This window comes from Neisseria sp. P0020.S005 (assembly GCF_051957055.1).
GTDB classification, from domain to species: Bacteria; Pseudomonadota; Gammaproteobacteria; order Burkholderiales; family Neisseriaceae; genus Neisseria; species Neisseria subflava_A.
In genome coordinates this window covers 47,840-64,778 of sequence record NZ_JBQCWV010000005.1, presented here as the reverse complement: position 1 = coordinate 64,778, position 16,939 = coordinate 47,840, and the positions used below count along the sequence as shown (strand labels likewise).

The 16,939-nt window shown below is 50.9% G+C and carries 14 protein-coding genes; 4 read left to right on the top strand and 10 right to left on the bottom strand.

Going from position 1 to position 16,939, the window contains the following annotated elements:
- The first annotated feature begins 82 nt into the window (after window positions 1–82).
- The gene (locus ACTHTU_RS05660) at window positions 83–766 is read left to right on the top strand and encodes a 2,3-diphosphoglycerate-dependent phosphoglycerate mutase (protein WP_003679823.1); all 684 of its coding nucleotides are present in this window, start codon (window positions 83–85) and stop codon (window positions 764–766) included.
- 135 nt (window positions 767–901) lie between these two features.
- On the opposite strand, the gene ACTHTU_RS05655 is transcribed toward ACTHTU_RS05660, so the two are convergent.
- The gene (locus ACTHTU_RS05655) at window positions 902–1,693 is read right to left on the bottom strand and encodes a DsbC family protein (RefSeq protein WP_070608512.1); all 792 of its coding nucleotides are present in this window, start codon (window positions 1,691–1,693) and stop codon (window positions 902–904) included.
- Between the two features lie 136 nt (window positions 1,694–1,829).
- Here ACTHTU_RS05655 and ACTHTU_RS05650 point away from each other — a divergent pair, with 136 nt between their 5' ends.
- Window positions 1,830–4,019, top strand: a complete 2,190-nt coding sequence (locus ACTHTU_RS05650) for a primosomal protein N' (RefSeq protein ID WP_440362018.1) — start codon at window positions 1,830–1,832, stop codon at window positions 4,017–4,019.
- A 79-nt stretch (window positions 4,020–4,098) separates the two neighbouring features.
- Here ACTHTU_RS05650 and ACTHTU_RS05645 read toward each other — a convergent pair whose 3' ends face one another.
- The 3 genes from ACTHTU_RS05645 to ACTHTU_RS05635 all read right to left on the bottom strand — a co-directional run bounded on the left by ACTHTU_RS05645 (window position 4,099) and on the right by ACTHTU_RS05635 (window position 6,266).
- Window positions 4,099–4,773: a hypothetical protein gene (locus ACTHTU_RS05645; RefSeq protein ID WP_070585107.1), complete on the bottom strand. Its 675-nt coding sequence runs from the start codon at window positions 4,771–4,773 to the stop codon at window positions 4,099–4,101.
- Between the two features lie 335 nt (window positions 4,774–5,108).
- Complete coding sequence (gene erpA / locus ACTHTU_RS05640) at window positions 5,109–5,447, bottom strand: iron-sulfur cluster insertion protein ErpA (protein ID WP_003680162.1); 339 nt, start codon at window positions 5,445–5,447, stop codon at window positions 5,109–5,111.
- 132 nt (window positions 5,448–5,579) lie between these two features.
- Entirely contained in the window at window positions 5,580–6,266 is a 687-nt protein-coding gene (locus tag ACTHTU_RS05635; RefSeq protein ID WP_250579053.1) for a S24 family peptidase, read from the bottom strand.
- 261 nt (window positions 6,267–6,527) lie between these two features.
- On the opposite strand from ACTHTU_RS05635, the gene ACTHTU_RS05630 reads away from it, so the two are divergent.
- Window positions 6,528–6,803, top strand: coding sequence for a hypothetical protein (locus tag ACTHTU_RS05630; protein ID WP_440362017.1), 276 nt, complete (start codon window positions 6,528–6,530; stop codon window positions 6,801–6,803).
- 92 nt (window positions 6,804–6,895) lie between these two features.
- On the opposite strand, the gene argC is transcribed toward ACTHTU_RS05630, so the two are convergent.
- From argC to ACTHTU_RS05605, 5 genes are all read right to left on the bottom strand, one after another.
- Window positions 6,896–7,942 carry an N-acetyl-gamma-glutamyl-phosphate reductase gene (gene argC / locus ACTHTU_RS05625; protein ID WP_440362016.1) on the bottom strand — a complete coding sequence of 349 codons (1,047 nt, stop codon included), beginning with the start codon at window positions 7,940–7,942 and terminating at the stop codon, window positions 6,896–6,898.
- A 47-nt stretch (window positions 7,943–7,989) separates the two neighbouring features.
- Window positions 7,990–8,175 carry a hypothetical protein gene (locus ACTHTU_RS05620; protein ID WP_314460278.1) on the bottom strand — a complete coding sequence of 62 codons (186 nt, stop codon included), beginning with the start codon at window positions 8,173–8,175 and terminating at the stop codon, window positions 7,990–7,992.
- 150 nt (window positions 8,176–8,325) lie between these two features.
- Window positions 8,326–10,029 carry an ABC transporter ATP-binding protein/permease gene (locus ACTHTU_RS05615; protein ID WP_440362015.1) on the bottom strand — a complete coding sequence of 568 codons (1,704 nt, stop codon included), beginning with the start codon at window positions 10,027–10,029 and terminating at the stop codon, window positions 8,326–8,328.
- Between the two features lie 137 nt (window positions 10,030–10,166).
- The gene (locus ACTHTU_RS05610) at window positions 10,167–12,374 is read right to left on the bottom strand and encodes a TonB-dependent siderophore receptor (RefSeq protein ID WP_440362014.1); all 2,208 of its coding nucleotides are present in this window, start codon (window positions 12,372–12,374) and stop codon (window positions 10,167–10,169) included.
- A 427-nt stretch (window positions 12,375–12,801) separates the two neighbouring features.
- Complete coding sequence (locus tag ACTHTU_RS05605; protein WP_440362013.1) at window positions 12,802–15,015, bottom strand: TonB-dependent siderophore receptor; 2,214 nt, start codon at window positions 15,013–15,015, stop codon at window positions 12,802–12,804.
- A 305-nt stretch (window positions 15,016–15,320) separates the two neighbouring features.
- On the opposite strand from ACTHTU_RS05605, the gene serB reads away from it, so the two are divergent.
- Window positions 15,321–16,151: a phosphoserine phosphatase SerB gene (gene serB / locus ACTHTU_RS05600; RefSeq protein WP_440362012.1), complete on the top strand. Its 831-nt coding sequence runs from the start codon at window positions 15,321–15,323 to the stop codon at window positions 16,149–16,151.
- Window positions 16,152–16,222: 71 nt separating this feature from the next.
- On the opposite strand, the gene lpxH is transcribed toward serB, so the two are convergent.
- Window positions 16,223–16,933, bottom strand: a complete 711-nt coding sequence (gene lpxH / locus ACTHTU_RS05595) for a UDP-2,3-diacylglucosamine diphosphatase (RefSeq protein ID WP_440362062.1) — start codon at window positions 16,931–16,933, stop codon at window positions 16,223–16,225.
- Between the last annotated feature and the right edge of the window lie 6 nt (window positions 16,934–16,939).

Here is a 16,939-nt window from a genome sequence, read left to right as displayed (position 1 = left end):
AAAAGAAACCGCCGGCTTTATCAGCGCGGCGGCAAAGTGTGATATAAATACCCTTTCCCAAACTTCATTGGAGCAAACTATCATGGAATTAGTATTCATCCGTCACGGACAAAGCGAATGGAACGCGAAAAACCTTTTCACCGGCTGGCGCGATGTCAAGCTGAGCGAGCAAGGTTTGGCAGAAGCCGCCGCAGCAGGTAAAAAGCTGAAAGAGAAGGGCTACGAGTTCGACATCGCCTTTACCTCCGTTCTGACCCGTGCTATCAAAACCTGTAACATCGTTTTGGAAGAATCCGACCAACTGTTTGTTCCACAAATCAAATCATGGCGTTTGAACGAGCGCCACTACGGCCAGCTGCAAGGTATGGATAAAAAACAAACCGCAGAAAAATACGGCGACGAGCAAGTCCACATCTGGCGTCGCAGCTACGACACTCTGCCTCCGCTGTTGGATCCTAAAGACCCTCACTCCGCCCACAACGACCGCCGCTACGCCAACCTGCCTAGCGATGTCGTACCTGATGGCGAAAACCTCAAAGTTACCCTCGAGCGCGTCCTGCCTTTCTGGGAAGACCAAATCGCTCCAGCCATCTTGAGCGGCAAACGTGTATTGGTGGCGGCACACGGCAACTCCCTGCGTGCGTTGGCCAAACACATCGAAGGCATTTCCGACGAAGACATCATGGGCTTGGAAATCCCAACCGGTCAGCCGCTGGTGTACAAATTGGATGAAAACCTGAAAGTGATTGAAAAATTCTACCTGTAAGGTAAAGGAAAAAAGGACGTGTTGGACACGTCCTTTTTTGTACTTGTCAGTATCGAGGCCGTCTGAAAGTATTTGATGGTGGGCGACATGAAAAAAGGACGCGTAAAGCGTCCTTTATGGAGATTAAACCCTGTATTACTGGTTTTTCTCGATGATTTCTTTGAGGTGAGGCATAGGGCTGTAACCGCTTTGGCTGCGGCCGTTAGGGAAGACCACGGTCGGTGTACCGTTGAAGCCGAATTGTTCGCCCAATGAAGTGGTTTCTGCAACAGGGTTTTCGCAGTTTGCTTTGCCGCTTGGGAGTTTGCCTTTACGCATCCAGTCGATCCATGCCTGGGTCGGATTAGGTTGGCACCACAACAGCTCGGCTTTGCGCGCGGCATCAGGGTGCAGGCTTGGAATCGGCATCATGAAGGTATAAATCGTAATGTCGGTCATTTTTTCAAACTCATGCTCTAAGCGTTTGCAGTACGGGCAGTCCGGATCGGAGAAAACAGCGACTTTCAGTTTGCCGTTGCCGCGAACTTCTTTGATGGCTTTGTCCAAAGGCAGCGAAGCGAAGTCGATTTTGTTCAAATCGGCGGCGCGTTCTTCAGTCATGCTTTGGCGCGTGTTAACGTTGATGAGGTCGCCAACAAGCATATAGTCGCCTTTGGCATCGGTATAGATGATTTGTTTGCCGCTGACGACAACTTCATAAATGCCTTTAATTGGTGTTTCACTGACGCTCAAAACTTTCAAATCTTGGGCGGCATAGACTTTTTCCAGACGTGCTTTCAAAGAAGCGGCAACAGATTTGTCGGCAGGCGCTTCCGCTTTGGCAGCCTGAGCAGGCGCCGCGTTGGCGTTGGATACGGCAGGTTGACCGCATGCCAACAAAGGAAGGACGGCAAACGGTGTTAAGATTTTGATTAACTTGGTTTTCATGCGAGAGACTTGCGTGTGTTGAAAGTAAGGCATTGTATCAAACCTCCGTCATGTCTGCATTGTACTAAGGCTCAAATTATCGTCTGAAAATAGCTTTCGGCTGTTAAAATACGAAAAAATAATTTGATTTGTTTGTATGTTCTACCACCGTATTGCCGTAAACGTGCCGCTTTCAGACGGCCTTTTGACTTATTCCTATTCTAAGCCGCTTCTTCCGGGAACGCGGGTGCTCGTGCCTTTCCGCAATAAAACCGTTGTTGGGATTGTGTGGGAAACGGATATTGCGCCCGATATGGATACGGCGCGGATTTTGAGCGTTCAGACGGCCTTTGTGGAAGAAAAGCCGTTGCCTCAAAGCTGGCGTGATTTGTTGGCATTTACGTCGCGTTATTACCACTATCCGACCGGGCAGGCAGTATTTGCCGCATTGCCGCAAGGTTTGAAGGAAACGCGCGCCGTGGAAATGCCGCGGCCGCCGCTATTTTATGCTTTGAACGAAGCGGGCAGGGCGCAAACGCCGCCGCCGGCGCGGTTCAACAAAAAAGCGGCTTTGTGGGACGCGCTGCTGTCGGGCGGGATGACGATGGCGGCGTTGAAGCAGGTGAACGCGCATGCGGCGAAATTAATCGAAGATTGGGCGGAACAGGGTTGGATTGAAACGACGGAAGCGGCGAAACCCGTTTTAAGGTCGTACCACGGGCAGGCTTCGCACTCTGAATTTGTGTTGAATGCCGACCAGCAGAAGGCTTCCGATGAAATTCAGACGGCCTTCGGCAGTTTTCAACCGTTTCTGCTGTACGGCATCACCGGCAGCGGCAAGACCGAAGTGTATTTTGATGCGATGGCGAAAGTGTTGGCGCAGGGGCGGCAGGTGTTGTTTCTGTTGCCCGAAATCAATCTTACGCCGCAGCTTTTGAAACGGGTGGAAAACTGTTTTGCCGACGTGCCGACTGCCGTGTTGCACAGCCAGATGGCGGCAGGCAGGCGCACGCAGGATTATTTGCGCGCCATGTTGGGGCAGGCGAAGCTGGTGATTGGCACGCGGCTGGCGGTGTTCACGCCGATGGATGATGTTGGGCTGATTGTGGTCGATGAGGAACACGACGGCTCTTTCAAGCAAGACAACGAATTGCGCTACCACGCCCGCGATTTGGCGGTGTGGCGGGCGAAGCAGAGCGGCTGCCCCGTTGTGTTGGGCAGCGCCACGCCCAGCTTGGAGAGCTGGCACAAAGCACAAAGCGGCGCGTACCGCCTGCTGCAACTGACCGAACGCGCCCATACCGCCGCGCAACTGTCGCAAGTGGACATCCTCAACGTAGGTCGTCTGAAACTCGACAACGGCTTCTCGCCGCAAGCCTTGCAGCTTTTGAAACAGAATTTTGAAGCGGGCGGCATGTCGCTGGTGTACCTCAACCGGCGCGGCTTCGCACCCGTATTATTTTGCGGCGACTGCGGCCATACCTTCGGCTGCCCGAACTGCTCCGCCAAGATGGTGCTGCACCAACGCGCCCGCCAACTGCGCTGCCACCACTGCGACCACCGCGAACCCATCCCGTTCAAATGCCCCGACTGCGGCAACCAAGACCTGACTGCCGTCGGCCATGGCACGCAGCGCGTTGAAGAAACCCTGCGCGCCTTCCTGCCCAAGGCTGCCGTCGTCCGCGTCGATAGGGACAGCACCGCGCACAAAAATGACTGGGCGGATTTGTATCGCCGCATCGCCGACAACGAAATCGACATTCTGGTCGGCACGCAGATGCTCGCCAAAGGCCATGATTTTGCGCGGCTCAACCTCGTGATCGTGTTGAACGCCGACGGCAGCCTGTACAGCGCGGACTTTCGTGCGCCGGAAAGGCTGTTCGCCGAGCTGATGCAAGTGTCCGGCAGGGCGGGGCGAGCCGACAAACCCGGCAAGGTGTTGATACAGACCCAACTGCCCGAACATCCCGTCTTCGCCGCCGTCAAAGCGCAGGACTACGCCGTGTTTGCCGAAAACGAATTGAACGAGCGGCAAATGTTCGCCATGCCACCTTTCGGTTTTCAGACGGCCGTCCGAGCCGACGCGCCGCGCGTTGCCGATGCGATGGAATTTCTCAACGCCGCCAAAGAAACCCTCGCTCCGCTTTTGCCCGAAAGTGTCTCCCAGTTTGGTGCAGCCCCCATGCTGATGGTGCGCCTTGCCGAACGCGAACGTGCGCAAGTTTTCCTCGAATCGACATCCCGACAAGATTTGCACCGTGCCGTGAGTTTGTGGGTGCAGGTGTTGCAGCAAAACCGCGACGGTAAAATCCGATGGTCGGTGGACGTTGATGTGCAAGAGGCTTGATTGAAATGGTTCAATCAATAAGGAAATAAAAGGCCGTCTGAAAATCTGTTTTCAGACGGCCTTAAGTTTTTGAATCGGTTTAGAAGAATTTTGCAGCTATATAGCCGAGTGCAAGCAGGCTCAAAACGGCGAATACGATAGCCATTGTAAGCAGGAACTGTGTTTTCTTCCTCGCTGCAAGTGCTGCCAGCTCAGGATTTTGGTCTAACTCTTCGCGTAGTTGGGATTCCAACTCGGCACGGATTTTCTTGCGCAGCTTTTTCTCTTCCTGCTCGCGCTCGTATTTGAGCTTGTGGGCAATTTCGGTTTGTTTTTTATGCTCGAAAGAGATTTTTTCCTGCCATTCAATGCGCTTACGCTGGATGGCCAGCTCATTTTTTTCTGTCAAATCAAAGTGGCAGGTTTTACATTCCTGTGCATCTAGTTCGTCAATAATCGTCATGCAGACGGGGCATTGGATAGGGTCGGGAGTATTGGCTGCCGACATAGTTTCTTCTTCAACTGCTTCCAATTCCATAGACTGACGGACGATCACGTCCAAACCCAAATAGCTGAAGTAATGCTGCGCATTTTCGCGCTCATCTTGGGTACATTTTTCGGCCACAATCGCTTGTGGACGCTCAGCCAAGGCTTGAATCAGGCTCTCGACTTCGTTTTCGGGCAGGTTCTCATACAGGCAGGCGTGGATGAGCTCCCTATCCGTGTTCGGCGGATAGGAAACGTATACGTCGAAAAATTTTTCTTGTTTGCTCATTGATATCCCATGAGTATTTCGACTGCGTCAACCAAATGGGTTTAGCCTAAGGTTTTGTTATTGTGTTTGAGCTGTTTTGGCTTATGATACGAGCCAAAACAGAGGCTGCAGTCTCAGGCAGACCAGGTACGGTTTGCCTTTGTGTCGTTAATCGGCTGGACAATAATTTTTTATTTATATGGAAACATACATGTCCAATGTTATGTCTATTGTAGAGTAAATATTCACGCCCGATATTATTATTATAAAGTAAATCTAAAATTGTTTAAAATAAATTCACACAAAAGGCCGTCTGAAGATACAGACGGCCTGTTTTTGTGGCAAAAACGGATTGTTTATACGGAGAAGGACGAACCGCAACCGCAAGTTGTCTCTGCATTCGGATTGCGGATGACGAATTGAGAACCTTGCAGGCTTTCGGTGTAGTCGATTTCCGCACCAACCAAATATTGGTAGCTCATCGGGTCAACCAAGAACGTCAGGCCGTTTTTCTGGATTTCAAAATCGTCGTCATTTTTGATTTCGTCAAAGGTAAAACCGTATTGGAAGCCGGAGCAACCGCCGCCGTTGACGAATACGCGCAATTTCAAATCGGGATTGTTCTCTTCGGCAATCAGGTCGGCAACTTTGGTGCAGCAGCTGTCAGTAAAGATAATAGGGCTTTCGTCTGACATGATGTGATTCCTTTTATATGAATATTTTTACTATTGTCGCGCAAACCGTTAGTCAAGGCAAGTTTGTGCAGACAGGGTCTGCCAGCTTACATGGAGGGCATGGCAGAAATTTCAAGCACCAGTATGTCAGATTTAGATGCTTCTGCCAAACCATTCTACACGGCCGATGATGGCAACGTCGTCGGTCGGGTTTTTCAAGTCGATTTCAAAAGTAGGGTAGGCTTCGTTGGCGGAAATGACGTTGACGATGCCGCCGGGTATCAGTTGCAGGCGTTTGACCAAAAGGTTTTCGTTAAGGCGTAAAACATAGAGGCCGTCGCGCGGCGTGGTTTGTCCGTGATTGATGAGGATGGTGTCGCCATCATTCAGCACGCCTTCCATCGAGTCGCCTTTGACTGAGATAACGGAAAGGTTTTTGATGTCGCGCGTCACATAATTTTCAATCCAATAGCGTCGGAACGCCATGGCGAACATTGGCTGTTCGTTGCCGACGAGCTGGCCGTGTCCGGCCGCGGCCTGGATGTCGTAACGCGGCACAAAGACAAATTCGTCTATATCGACAGGGTTGCCCAGTGTGTCGGTTGCCGTGGCTTTTGGGGCTTCGGAATCGGGGAAGGGGGAACCTTCGCCTGTCAAAAGCCAGTCTATGCTGCAGCCTTTAAGTTGTTTGATTTTTTTTAGCGTTTCCGATTTTGGCAGGCCGCCTTCGTTCCAGATACGGCTGAATCCGGCGATGGTCATATCAATGTCGGCGGCGATTTTGGCTTGGCGGGCTTCATCTTTCCATAAGAAAGCCAGGCGGTCTTTAAAGGTATCCATGTTTATGCCTTTATGGAGGTATGTTTTTTATATGGTTTGGGCGATTTGAGTGTATTTTACCTTAGTTTTTATAAAATTGTAAGAAAAAAATTACTCAATCTAAGAAAAAGTATTGCATATTTTATTTTTCCTTAGTATTATTCGTTTTGTCTTAGATAAATCGATATTTCTAATTTTCTATTCGATTTTTCTTAGTTTAATTTTATTTAGTTTAGTTTTTCTGATTTAAACCTGCTATATGATTATGATGAGAGGTGTGAAATGACTCGTTCGCGTAAAAATATTTTTTGGGTGCTACTGGCGTTGGTACTGGGTTTTTTTGCCCTGCCTTTCGGATCTTCGGAAGCACATGAAGCGGACGGTAATTTGACGGCTTCGGAATGCGAACGCTTTGGCAGCTTGAGTTTGGATCAGATGGACGGCAGGCTGCTGGCTTTTGCCAAAGAATGCGATATGGTGGAGGCTACCCACGATTGGGAGCAACAGTACGGCAACTTGAATGAAGAAGAAATGCTTGCCGGCGTGGTGTATGAGTGATGTTTGCGTATGAATTAATAAAGGCCGTCTGAAAACCATTGTTTCAGACGGCCTTATGTTTGTGATGACTTTGTACCTGCAATAAAGATGACTTAAGGCATCAAAGGGGCATTAGTCAGGCCGGTGGTTTCGGGCAGGCCGAACATAATGTTCATATTCTGCACGGCTTGACCGGCTGCGCCTTTAACCAAGTTGTCGATGACGGAAAGAACAATCCACACATCGTCTTGATCGGGTGCTCTTTGAACGCTGATACGGCAAAGGTTGGCACCGCGCACGCTGCGGGTTTCAGGTGTCGAACCTGAAGGCAGGACATCGACAAAAGGACTGTTGCGGTAGTATTCGCGCAGTAAGGCTTCAGGATCGGTATGTTCTTGCAGGTGCAGATACAGGGTGGCATGCATGCCGCGTATCATCGGAACAAGGTGTGGTACGAAAATCAGGCCGTCTGAAACATGGTCTTGCAGTCCGGACAGGGTTTGTCGGATTTCAGGCAGATGGCGGTGGCCGCCGACGCCGTAGGCTTTGAAGTTGTCGCCTGCTTCGCACAATAGGGCATGGGTGCTGGCTTTGCGACCCGCACCGGAAACACCGGATTTACAGTCGGCAATCAGCGGCGCATTGGCCTTCAGACGGCCAGCTTGAAGCAGTGGCAATAAGGGCAGAGAAACGCAGGTAGGGTAGCAACCCGGATTGGCCACCAGCATGGCTTTGGCGATGTCGTCTTTGTGAAGTTCGCACAAACCGTACACTGCTTGGGAAACGAGTTGCGGCGCGGCATGGGTCATTTTGTACCATTGTTCCCATGTGGGGATGTCGCGGATGCGGAAGTCGGCAGACAGGTCAATCACGAGTACGCCTTTTTCGATAAGGGACGGTGCTTCTTTCATGGCCACGCCGTTGGGCGTGGCAAAGAACACGAGGTCGCAATGGTCAAGTCCGGCATCTTCGGGCGTTTGGAATGCAAGGTCGTAAATGCCGCGCAGGCTGGGGAAGTAGTCGGCAACCGCAATACCGGCTTCGCTTCGGCTGGTGACGGCAGTGACTTCTGCGTTGGGGTGGCTGCTGAGCAGGCGCAACAATTCAACGCCTGTGTAACCGGTTGCACCGACGATACCAATTTTAATTTTTGTGGTCATGGTGTGGCTCCTTTGTAGGGGTAACAATGCGTTTGATTATATAGTAATTAATTGCCGTCGGTCAGCGGTGCTTGTGCCAAGCTTTGCAATAGAGGGTTAAACAGGCCGTCTGAAATATGGCATGAATAATATTCGATAGCGGGTTTCAGACGGCCTGAGCGTTTGGAAAACGCAGTTTGCGGTTCGATTTGTCTGTTGATTTGTGGTGGGTGTTTCGTCTTTATCCTATCCATACGAATACACAATAAAAATGTAAAAAAATGCCCCCGGGTTGGAGGACCGGAGGCAAGTATCCAAGGAGTAGCTCTCATCAATAAGAACTAGTTACTTGGCACTATATCCCTTGTTAGAGTTGAAAGCAAGTGCTTTGCACATTTTAACATTTAAATAATTTTTTCATTCAAATTCAGGGAACTATCAAACAGGGCTTGAATCTTGGGTTGGTGGCTGATGCCGATGACCAAAGTATCGGGCAAATGTTGCTTGAGGGTCTGCATCAACATCAGGGCAGATTCGTCATCAAGCTGGTTGGTGGCTTCATCTAGGAACAGGATTTGCGGTTTGTGCAACAGTGCGCGTGCAAGGCTGAGGCGTTGCTGTTCGCCGCCGGAGAGGATGCCGTGCCATTCGTATGAAGTGTCCAAATCGTTCATCAACGTGTGCAGTCTCCCCGCGGGATTGCTTAAGCCAACTTGTTTCAAAACGGTTTGAATCAAATGGTCGTCTTGGCAGGCAGTATAGGGATAGCTGACTGTTTGACGCAATGTGTCCGCAGGCAGGTAAGGGTGTTGCGGGAAAAACAGGCGGTTGCCTTCGAGGGAAAAACTGCCGTGATAATACGGCCATAAACCGGCCAGCACGCGCAACAGCGTAGATTTGCCGATGCCGCTTTTGCCCTCGAGCAATAGCCATTCAGGGGCATGAGCTTCGAGGTTGATGCCGGAGAGCATGGGGGTGCCGGTTTGGGTGTGGACGGTAAGGTTGTGCAGGACTGCCTTGCCGCGATGATGCGGCAAATCTGCTTGGTGTGGCTGAAGGACGGTGCTTTTGTGTTCTGCTTGTTCTAAGGCCGTCTGAAAACCGGAAAGCCGTTCGATGACTGCCGCCCATTCAATCAGGCGGCGGTATGCGTCAGTAAACCAGCCAAAACTGTCTTGAACGCGGGCAAACGATGTGCGCGTCTGCATTATGTCGCCGAAGGTCATGGTTTTGGCGAGGTACATGGGCAGTGTGGCGAGGATGGGGATGAAGATGCTGATGCGGACATAGGTCGCCCAAAAGGTTTCTTGGCGGAATTCGCAGTTGGTCAGCCGTCGCCAGTTGTCGCGGATGCGGAGGTAACGTTGTTTCAGACGGCCTGTTTCGGCTTCGCCGCCGTTGTAGAAGGCGATTTGTTCGGCATGGTCGCGTACGCGTAAAAGGGCTGCGCGGTAGTCGGCTTCGCGGTGCTGGCGGTCGATGTTGAGGTTTTTTAGTTTGCGGCCAACAAGATGGGCGATGATGGTGCTGAAGATGGAATAAATCAGGGCAACCCAGACAAGATAGCCGTAAACGGTAATGCTGTATCCGCCGATGTTGAAAGTCTGTACGCCGGAGAGCGTCCACAGTACGACGACAAACGCGCTGAATTTGGCAATATTATTGATGAAGGAGCGAAAGAGGCCGATGCTTTTGTCGGCAAGCAGGTAGATGTCTTCGGCGATACGTTGGTCGGGGTTGTCCGGTTCGCCTGTCAGGCGCAGATGGTAGTGTTTGTGGCCTTCGAGCCAGTTTTTTTGAAATTGCTCGGTCAGATGGGTGCGCCAACGGAAGATGAGGCGTTTTTGCAGCCAGTCGGCGCAAACGATACAGCCGATAACCATCGCCATATAGCCGAGGTATTCGACAATGAGTGAAGGCATGGATGCGCCGTCAAACGCGGCCAGCGCGTCGTAGAAGCGTTTGTCCCATGCGGCAATCCAAACGCTGATGGTGATGGAGAATAGGGTAAACCCTATTAAAACGGCGAGCATCAGCCATTGGAGGCGACTGTGTGCCCCCGACCAAAAAGGGCGGGCAAGGTAAAAGAATTTTTTGAGCGTATTCATAATGAATGCTTGTGAATGTGCGTGATAGGCCGTCTGAAAACAGAATTTGGTTTTCAGACGGCCTTGTTTATAAGCAATGATTGGTTTTTATATGCTTTTGAAGAGTAGAGGAAAATCTACTTTCGGTTTGCCGCTATTTACATCTTCCACTTCAGGCTGAACACGGCATTGCGCGGTTCGCCGTAGAAGTTGCCGCTGTTGGCGGCACGGCTGTATTGGTTTTCGTAGTAGCGTTTGTCGGTCAGGTTGTTGATTGCCAGTCCCAGTTGCAGGTTTTTGCTCGGACGGTATTGGACGTTTGTATTCCAAATAGTGTAGCCGCCTTGCTTGATGGAGCCGTAGGAATTGGCGGTTTTGCTGCTGCTCTTCAAGCCAAGACCGACTGTCCATTTGCCGTCATCCACCGGCAGGACATAGCTAGTGTAGAGGCGGAACATATGCTTCGGCGTATGGCTGCTGAAGTTGTAGCCTTTTTGGCGCGATTCAACATTGCCGGTAACGCTGCTGCGGTTGGTGCTGCGGTTGAAGGTGTAGCCTGCGTAAACTTGCCAACGGTCGGTCAGGCTGCCGGAAATTTCGGCGTCCAGGCCGCGGCTGCTTTGGTTGAGCGGTTCCCAGTAGGAGTGCGGTTTGGCATTGACACGTTGGTTGTTGTTGTCTTTGTCGGTGCGGTAGAGGGCGACGGAAGTATTCAGACGACCTTCGTTCCATTCGCCTTTCCAGCCGAGTTCGTAGTTGCGTCCCATAATCGGCGGCAGCAGGTTGTCGTTGTAGTCGCGGTTCATCGTTTGTTTGAAGATGGACGTATAGGCGGCGTAAATACTTTGTTTAGGCGTGATATCGTAAGTGATGCCGGCATAAGGAACGAAGCGGTTGCGTTTGAGCGAGTCTGAGGAACCTGCTGCCCCGTCTTTGAGGTCGCGATCCCAATAGTAGTCGCGTTTCCAGCTGGTATAGCGTCCGCCTGCGATGATGTGCAGTTTTTTGGTAGGATTGATGCGCGCGCCCAAACCAAAGGCATGGGTAGTATAACGGCCGTCGCCGCCACGGGCTTTGGCTGTGGCAGAATCCCAATCGGGTTTGGCTTTCTCGCTGCCGTTAAAGGCATCTGCGTCATAGTTGCTGCTGTCGTTGAGCCAGCGGTTGCTTGAATTCACGTTCTCTTTGGAATAGCTATGCATGAAGAAGAGGTCGTGATTTTGGCCGAAAGCGAAGATGCGGCCGGTCAGGTTGTTTTGGAAAGTGAACTGGCGGTTGCCTGCATCGTAACGGTCGAAGCTGTATGTGGTTCCCAGGCCGTCTGTGCTGATGCCGTTACCCGTGCCGCCCAGCGTGTAATATTCTTTTGAACTGGTGTTCTTGCGCCAGTCCAACTTGCTGCTCAGTTTCCAGTTGTCGTTGAAATAATGTTCAAACTCGGCAAAGAGATTGTATTTTTTCAGGCGGGCTTCGTTCCAATCCGCACCAAGATAGCGGCTGCGTTTCCACTCTTTGCCGTCTGCACGCATAGGCAGGCCGTCAGGATCGGGTGTTTCGGTTTGGTTGAGATAGCTTGCACCCCAGGTAAGTTTGCTGTTGTCGCCGATGTCTTTGTCCATCACGCCGTAAAGCAGGATGTCGCGGCCGCCGAATTGGTCTTTAAAAGTTTTGTTACTGCCAACCGAGCCGACAAAGCGTCCGCGCAGGCCGTGTTCTTGGCTTAAGGTGCCGGATGCATCAAAGACGCTGTTTACTTTGCCCCATGAGTTTGCCGTCAAATCGGCGGAAAGCTGGCGTTTTGCAGTCGGCTTTTTGCGGACGGCGTTTACCGTGCCGCCGGGTTCGTTGTTTGCCTGTGTCAAACCTGCCGCACCGCGCACCACTTCAATGTGGTCGTACATTGCCATATCGGTTGCACTGGTCGGGTCGCCGGCCGGGCCGCCTAAGCCGAATCCGCCGGGTGAGCCGAGTTGCGTGGCAATGCCGTCTTCTTCAAACTGTTCGATAAAATAGCCGCGCGACATGAAATGCGTGCGTCCGCCGCTTTTGAAAACATTGATGCCCGTAGCGTTTTGCAACGCACCTTCTAAGTCGGTGATGCCTTGGTCTTCAATTTGTTTTTTAGTAATGATACTGACGGATTGGGGAATTTCCCGCGGAGAGAGAACCAGCCCTGTGGTTGAGCGCAGGGCGGATACTGTGTAGCTGTTTTGACTTTCAGTGCGCAGGCTTTTGTTTTTACCCACTACGGTAACTTGTTCCACTTCAGCCTGGTGTACCTCTTCGGCAGCTTGTGCGGCTTGGGGCAATGCGGCAAGGCAGAGAGCAAGTGTGCTCAGTTTGAATAGTTTCTCAGAATGATGCATTTGATGAGGTCCTTGATAAAGAAAGATCTGTTTGTTTTTAAATATTGGCGGCAATATCTGTTTAAATTGAGCAGTTATTTTTTATAATCCGTTTTGCTTTAAAAATTAAATTTAAATCTCCGAATCATTTTATTTGATTCAATTTCGATTTTTCCAAACCATCGGGTCAAAAAAAGGTTGCCGCCGGAAAGGGAGCCGTTGGCAACGAATGGAGGTGGTAATGCAATGAAAGCTAGATACAAAGGGTAGTATCAAACTAGCCATAAATAACTATATCGAAACGGTGAAAAAAATCAACAGGAATTTTTTTCGGTTGAGAAAATTTTTTAGACTGTTTGCTTTATATCAAGGTTAAAAGAGTTTGATTGGAAAAGGCCGTCTGAAAACGGAAAGAATCGGTTTCAGACGGCCTTTGAATCAAGTGGGATTAGAACTTGTAATCGACTTTGAACATGACGTTGCGCGGTTGGCCATAGTAGTTGTTCGCGCCTTTGCTGCTGACTTTGTTGTTCTCGTAGTAGTAACGGTTGAACAGGTTGGTCGAAATCAGTGCAAGTTTCAGGTTTTTCGATGCCTGATAATCAATGTTGGCACTGAATACCGCATGACCGCCGCGCTTCACGCCGTAGAGGCTGGCGGTTTTGCTTTGTGCGGTTACGCCGCCGCCGATGGTCCATTTTTTGCCGTTAAAAGGCAGGTTGTAGCTGGTGTGGAGGCGCAGCATGTGTTTGGGCGTGTGCAGGCTGAAATTGGTGCCTGCGGGGACGGTGCCTTTGCTTTCCGCTTCAAGATATTTGGACCGGTTGAACGTATAACCTGCAAACAATTTCCAATCTTCGCTCAGGTTGCCGGATATTTCGGCTTCGATGCCGCGGCTACGGACTTTGCCGACGGGTTCCCAATACCATTTTTGGTCTGCCGTATCCCAAACCTGCACCGCGCGGTTTTTCTGTTCGATGTCAAACAGGGCAAGCGAGGTATTCAGCTTGCGGTCGAACCATTCCCCCTTCCAGCCGATTTCGTAGTTCGCGCCGGTAACAGGGTCAAGATAGGATTTGTCTTTGCGCTGATTGCTGTTCGGTTTGAAGATGGATGTGTAGCTGGCATACAGGCTTTGGTTCGGCGTCAAATCGTAGGTAACGGTGAAATAAGGATTGAAACGGACGGTTTTGCGGTCGGTAACCGAATCGGGATCGTTGTCTATGCTGCCGCCTGTGTAGAAATAGTCGGTTATGTATTTCGATTTGATGTGGTTCCAACGCGTCCCTGCCATGATGTGCAGTTTTTCTTTCAACATATTGAAACGGAAGCCCAAAAGCAGCGCGTGGGTGGTGCGTTTGGAATGGGTTTCCCAATACATCTGATAAGGAGTGGCGTACCAGTCGGCGGGTTCGGAGATTTCGTTGCCGGTAAAGGTCATGGGGTCAAAGGAAACGCGAGGGTTGTATTGGCGGCGGCGGCCGTTGTTTTTTGTGTGCGTGTAAGTGTATTCGGTAAAGATTTCCTGCGGCACGCCCGCAATTTCAAATTTGCCGTTCAAATTATTTTTGAAGGTCAGTTGTTTTTCGTCATTGTCGTAACGGCTCAACCAGCCCGAAGCCAATGTGCTGCCGGGCATGTAGCCTGCGTAGGACGTGGACGTATTGTAAATGCCGCTGTTTTTCTTGGTATTTTCGTTGTAGTTGTAATCCAGCTTGCTGGTATAACGCCAGTTGTCGTTGAAATAGTGTTCTACTTCAGCGAATGCGTTCGCCTTGTCGTAAATGCCTTTGTTCCAGTTGTAGCCCAGATAGGTATCGCGCGGCAGGTTCAATGCCACGCCCCAGTCGTCGGGCTTGGTGTGTTTGCGTTGATAGAGGCTGCCCCAAGTGATTTTGGTGTTGTCGCCGACAGATGCGTCCATCACGCCGTAAAGCGTGGCATTGCCGCCTTTGACGCGGTCTTTGAAATTTTTGTCGCGTTCCAATGCGACGACAGCGCGGCCGCGCAAAGTGCTTTCATCGTTCAGACGACCTGAAAAGTCCCCCGTGGTGCGGACTTTACCGAAGCGGTCGATTTGGGCTTCACTCTGAATAATGCGTTCGCCGGTGGGGCGTTTGCGTACGGCGTTCAACGTACCGCCCGGCTCGCCGTTTGCCTGCGTCAGCCCGGTCGCACCGCGCACGACTTCGATATGGTCGTAAACGGCGATGTCGTTCATGCTTTGCGCGTCATACATCGGATTGTTGATGGCGCCGGGGACGGTAGATGAGATTCCGTCCTCTTCGATTTGGTCGATATAGAACCCGCGCGATTGGAAGCGCGGAATGCCGGCATCACGGATGACGTTTACGCCGGTGGTGGTTTTTAGGGCATCAACCAAGTTGGTAATCCCCTGCTCATTGATTTGTGTCTTGGTAATCACGCTTACCGACTGCGGCGTTTCTTTCGGAGACAAGGCAAGCCCGGTGGTGGTACGCATGGCTGAAGTTGTGTAGGAGTCGCGGTTTTCGGTGCGGGTGGAACGGTTTTTGCCGGTTACGTTGACGGTTTGCAGCTCGGCAGTTTGTTCGGGCCGGGGTGTTGCCGTGTTTTCTGCTAAGGCTGCATAAGGCAGAGTGGCAATAATGAGTGCTAATGTTTTAAGGGTTGGGGCGTTCATGAACGTCTTTCTATAATTAAAATAATAATAATTATATTTTACGATAATTTTGTTGTTTTGTAATTTAAGAACAAGATTTTGAGGGTTTTTAGCGGATTTATGTTGTTTTTATGGTTTTTGAAGGTGTTTTTGAAATTAAACTAGCTAAGGGAATCAAGCGACAGGCCGTCTGAAAATTTTCGGGGTTGTTCGGCTATAATGCTGTTTTGGTTTTTTAAGGCCTTCGCAAAAATACGGTTTCGGGGTTTTAGGCTGAATGTGTACCCGATATGTTTGCAAAGGTTTTGGGGTATGAGGAGAATGAGATGAAGAAAGTTTTGGTGTTGCAACATGGGAATTTGGGCGCTTGCGACTGGTCGGCATTTGGCAGTTTGGTGTCTGCGTTATCAGAAAAGTCGGTGTTGCGTGTGCCGGTTGATGATGATTTTGAATTGACGGACGAGATGCGTGCGGCGTTGATTGCGCAGCAGATAGATGGCGCGGTGTTGCCGGATGTGGCTTTTGCTGATTTGGGACTGATTGTCAGTGATATGGATTCGACGCTGATTACGATTGAGTGTGTGGATGAGATTGCGGCCGGTGTCGGGCTGAAGGATGAGGTGGCCAAGATTACGGAGCAGTCGATGCGCGGCGAGCTGGATTTTGAGCAGTCTTTGCGTAAGCGTGTGGCTTTGCTGTCCGGTTTGGACGAGCGCGTGTTGGAAGAGGTGTACGAGAATGTGTTGCAGCTCTCGCCGGGCGCGGAATTTTTGTTGGAAGAGTGCAAACGGAATGATGTGAAGTTTATGCTGGTGTCGGGCGGGTTTACGTTCTTTACGGAACGCCTGCAACAGCGTTTAGGCTTGGATTTCCATTTTGCGAATGTGTTGGAAGTGGAAAACGGCAAGCTGACAGGCCGTCTGAAAGGGCGGATTATCGATGCGCAGGCTAAGACGGATTTGCTGCGTGAATACCGTGAGCTTCTGGGTTTGGCTCCGTGGCAGGTAGTGGCGATGGGTGATGGTGCGAACGATATTCCGATGATACGGGAGGCGGGATTCGGCATTGCTTATCGGGCGAAACCGAAAACTGAAGCGAATGCAGATGCGTGTGTGCGCTTTGGTGGTTTGGAACGGATACGCGGTTGGTTTGCGTAAACGGTTTGAGGATGTTTATCAGTCAGGCCGTCTGAACAATCGGGAAACCGGTTTTCAGACGGCCTGATGTTTTATAAGGCGATAAAACGGTAGCCTTCGGCATCGACTTCGAGAATGGAGGCGTAATTGTCGCGCCAGTCACCGAGTACGATGCGGGTGTAATCGGCGTTGCGGTGGATATTTTCGCGGTGGGTATGGCCGTGGATGAGCAGGGGCGTGTGGAAGCGTTGGACGGTTTCGTGGGTAAAGGTTGGATTGACGTCCATGATGTCGGCAGTTTTGTGTTGTTTGTCCTGTTTGCTCTGCTTGCGGATTTTGGTGGCGATGTTCAGCCGAAGTGTGAGCGGAAGGAGCAGGAACAGGCGTTGCAGCCATTTTTGATGGACGGTACGGCGGAATTTTTGATAAGAATGGTCATCGGTGCAGAGGGTGTCGCCGTGACAGAGCAGGGTGGGTGTGCCGAACAGGTCGATAACGGCGTACTCGGGCAGTAAGGTCATGCCGGTATCGCGGGCGAAGGTTTTGCCGATGAGGAAGTCGCGGTTGCCATGGATGAAATAGCAATCAATGCCGCGCTCGGTCAGGCTGCGGATGGTTTGCTTGATGGTGTGAACCAAAGGGCTGTTTTCGTCATCGCCGATCCAAAAATCGAAAAGGTCGCCAAGGATGTATACGGCTTGGGCGTGAACGGCTTTTTCTTGGATAAATTTTTGGAAGAGTGCGGTCAGTTGAGGATGGGATTCGCTCAGGTGCAAATCGGCGATGAAGTAAATCGGCATGATGATGTG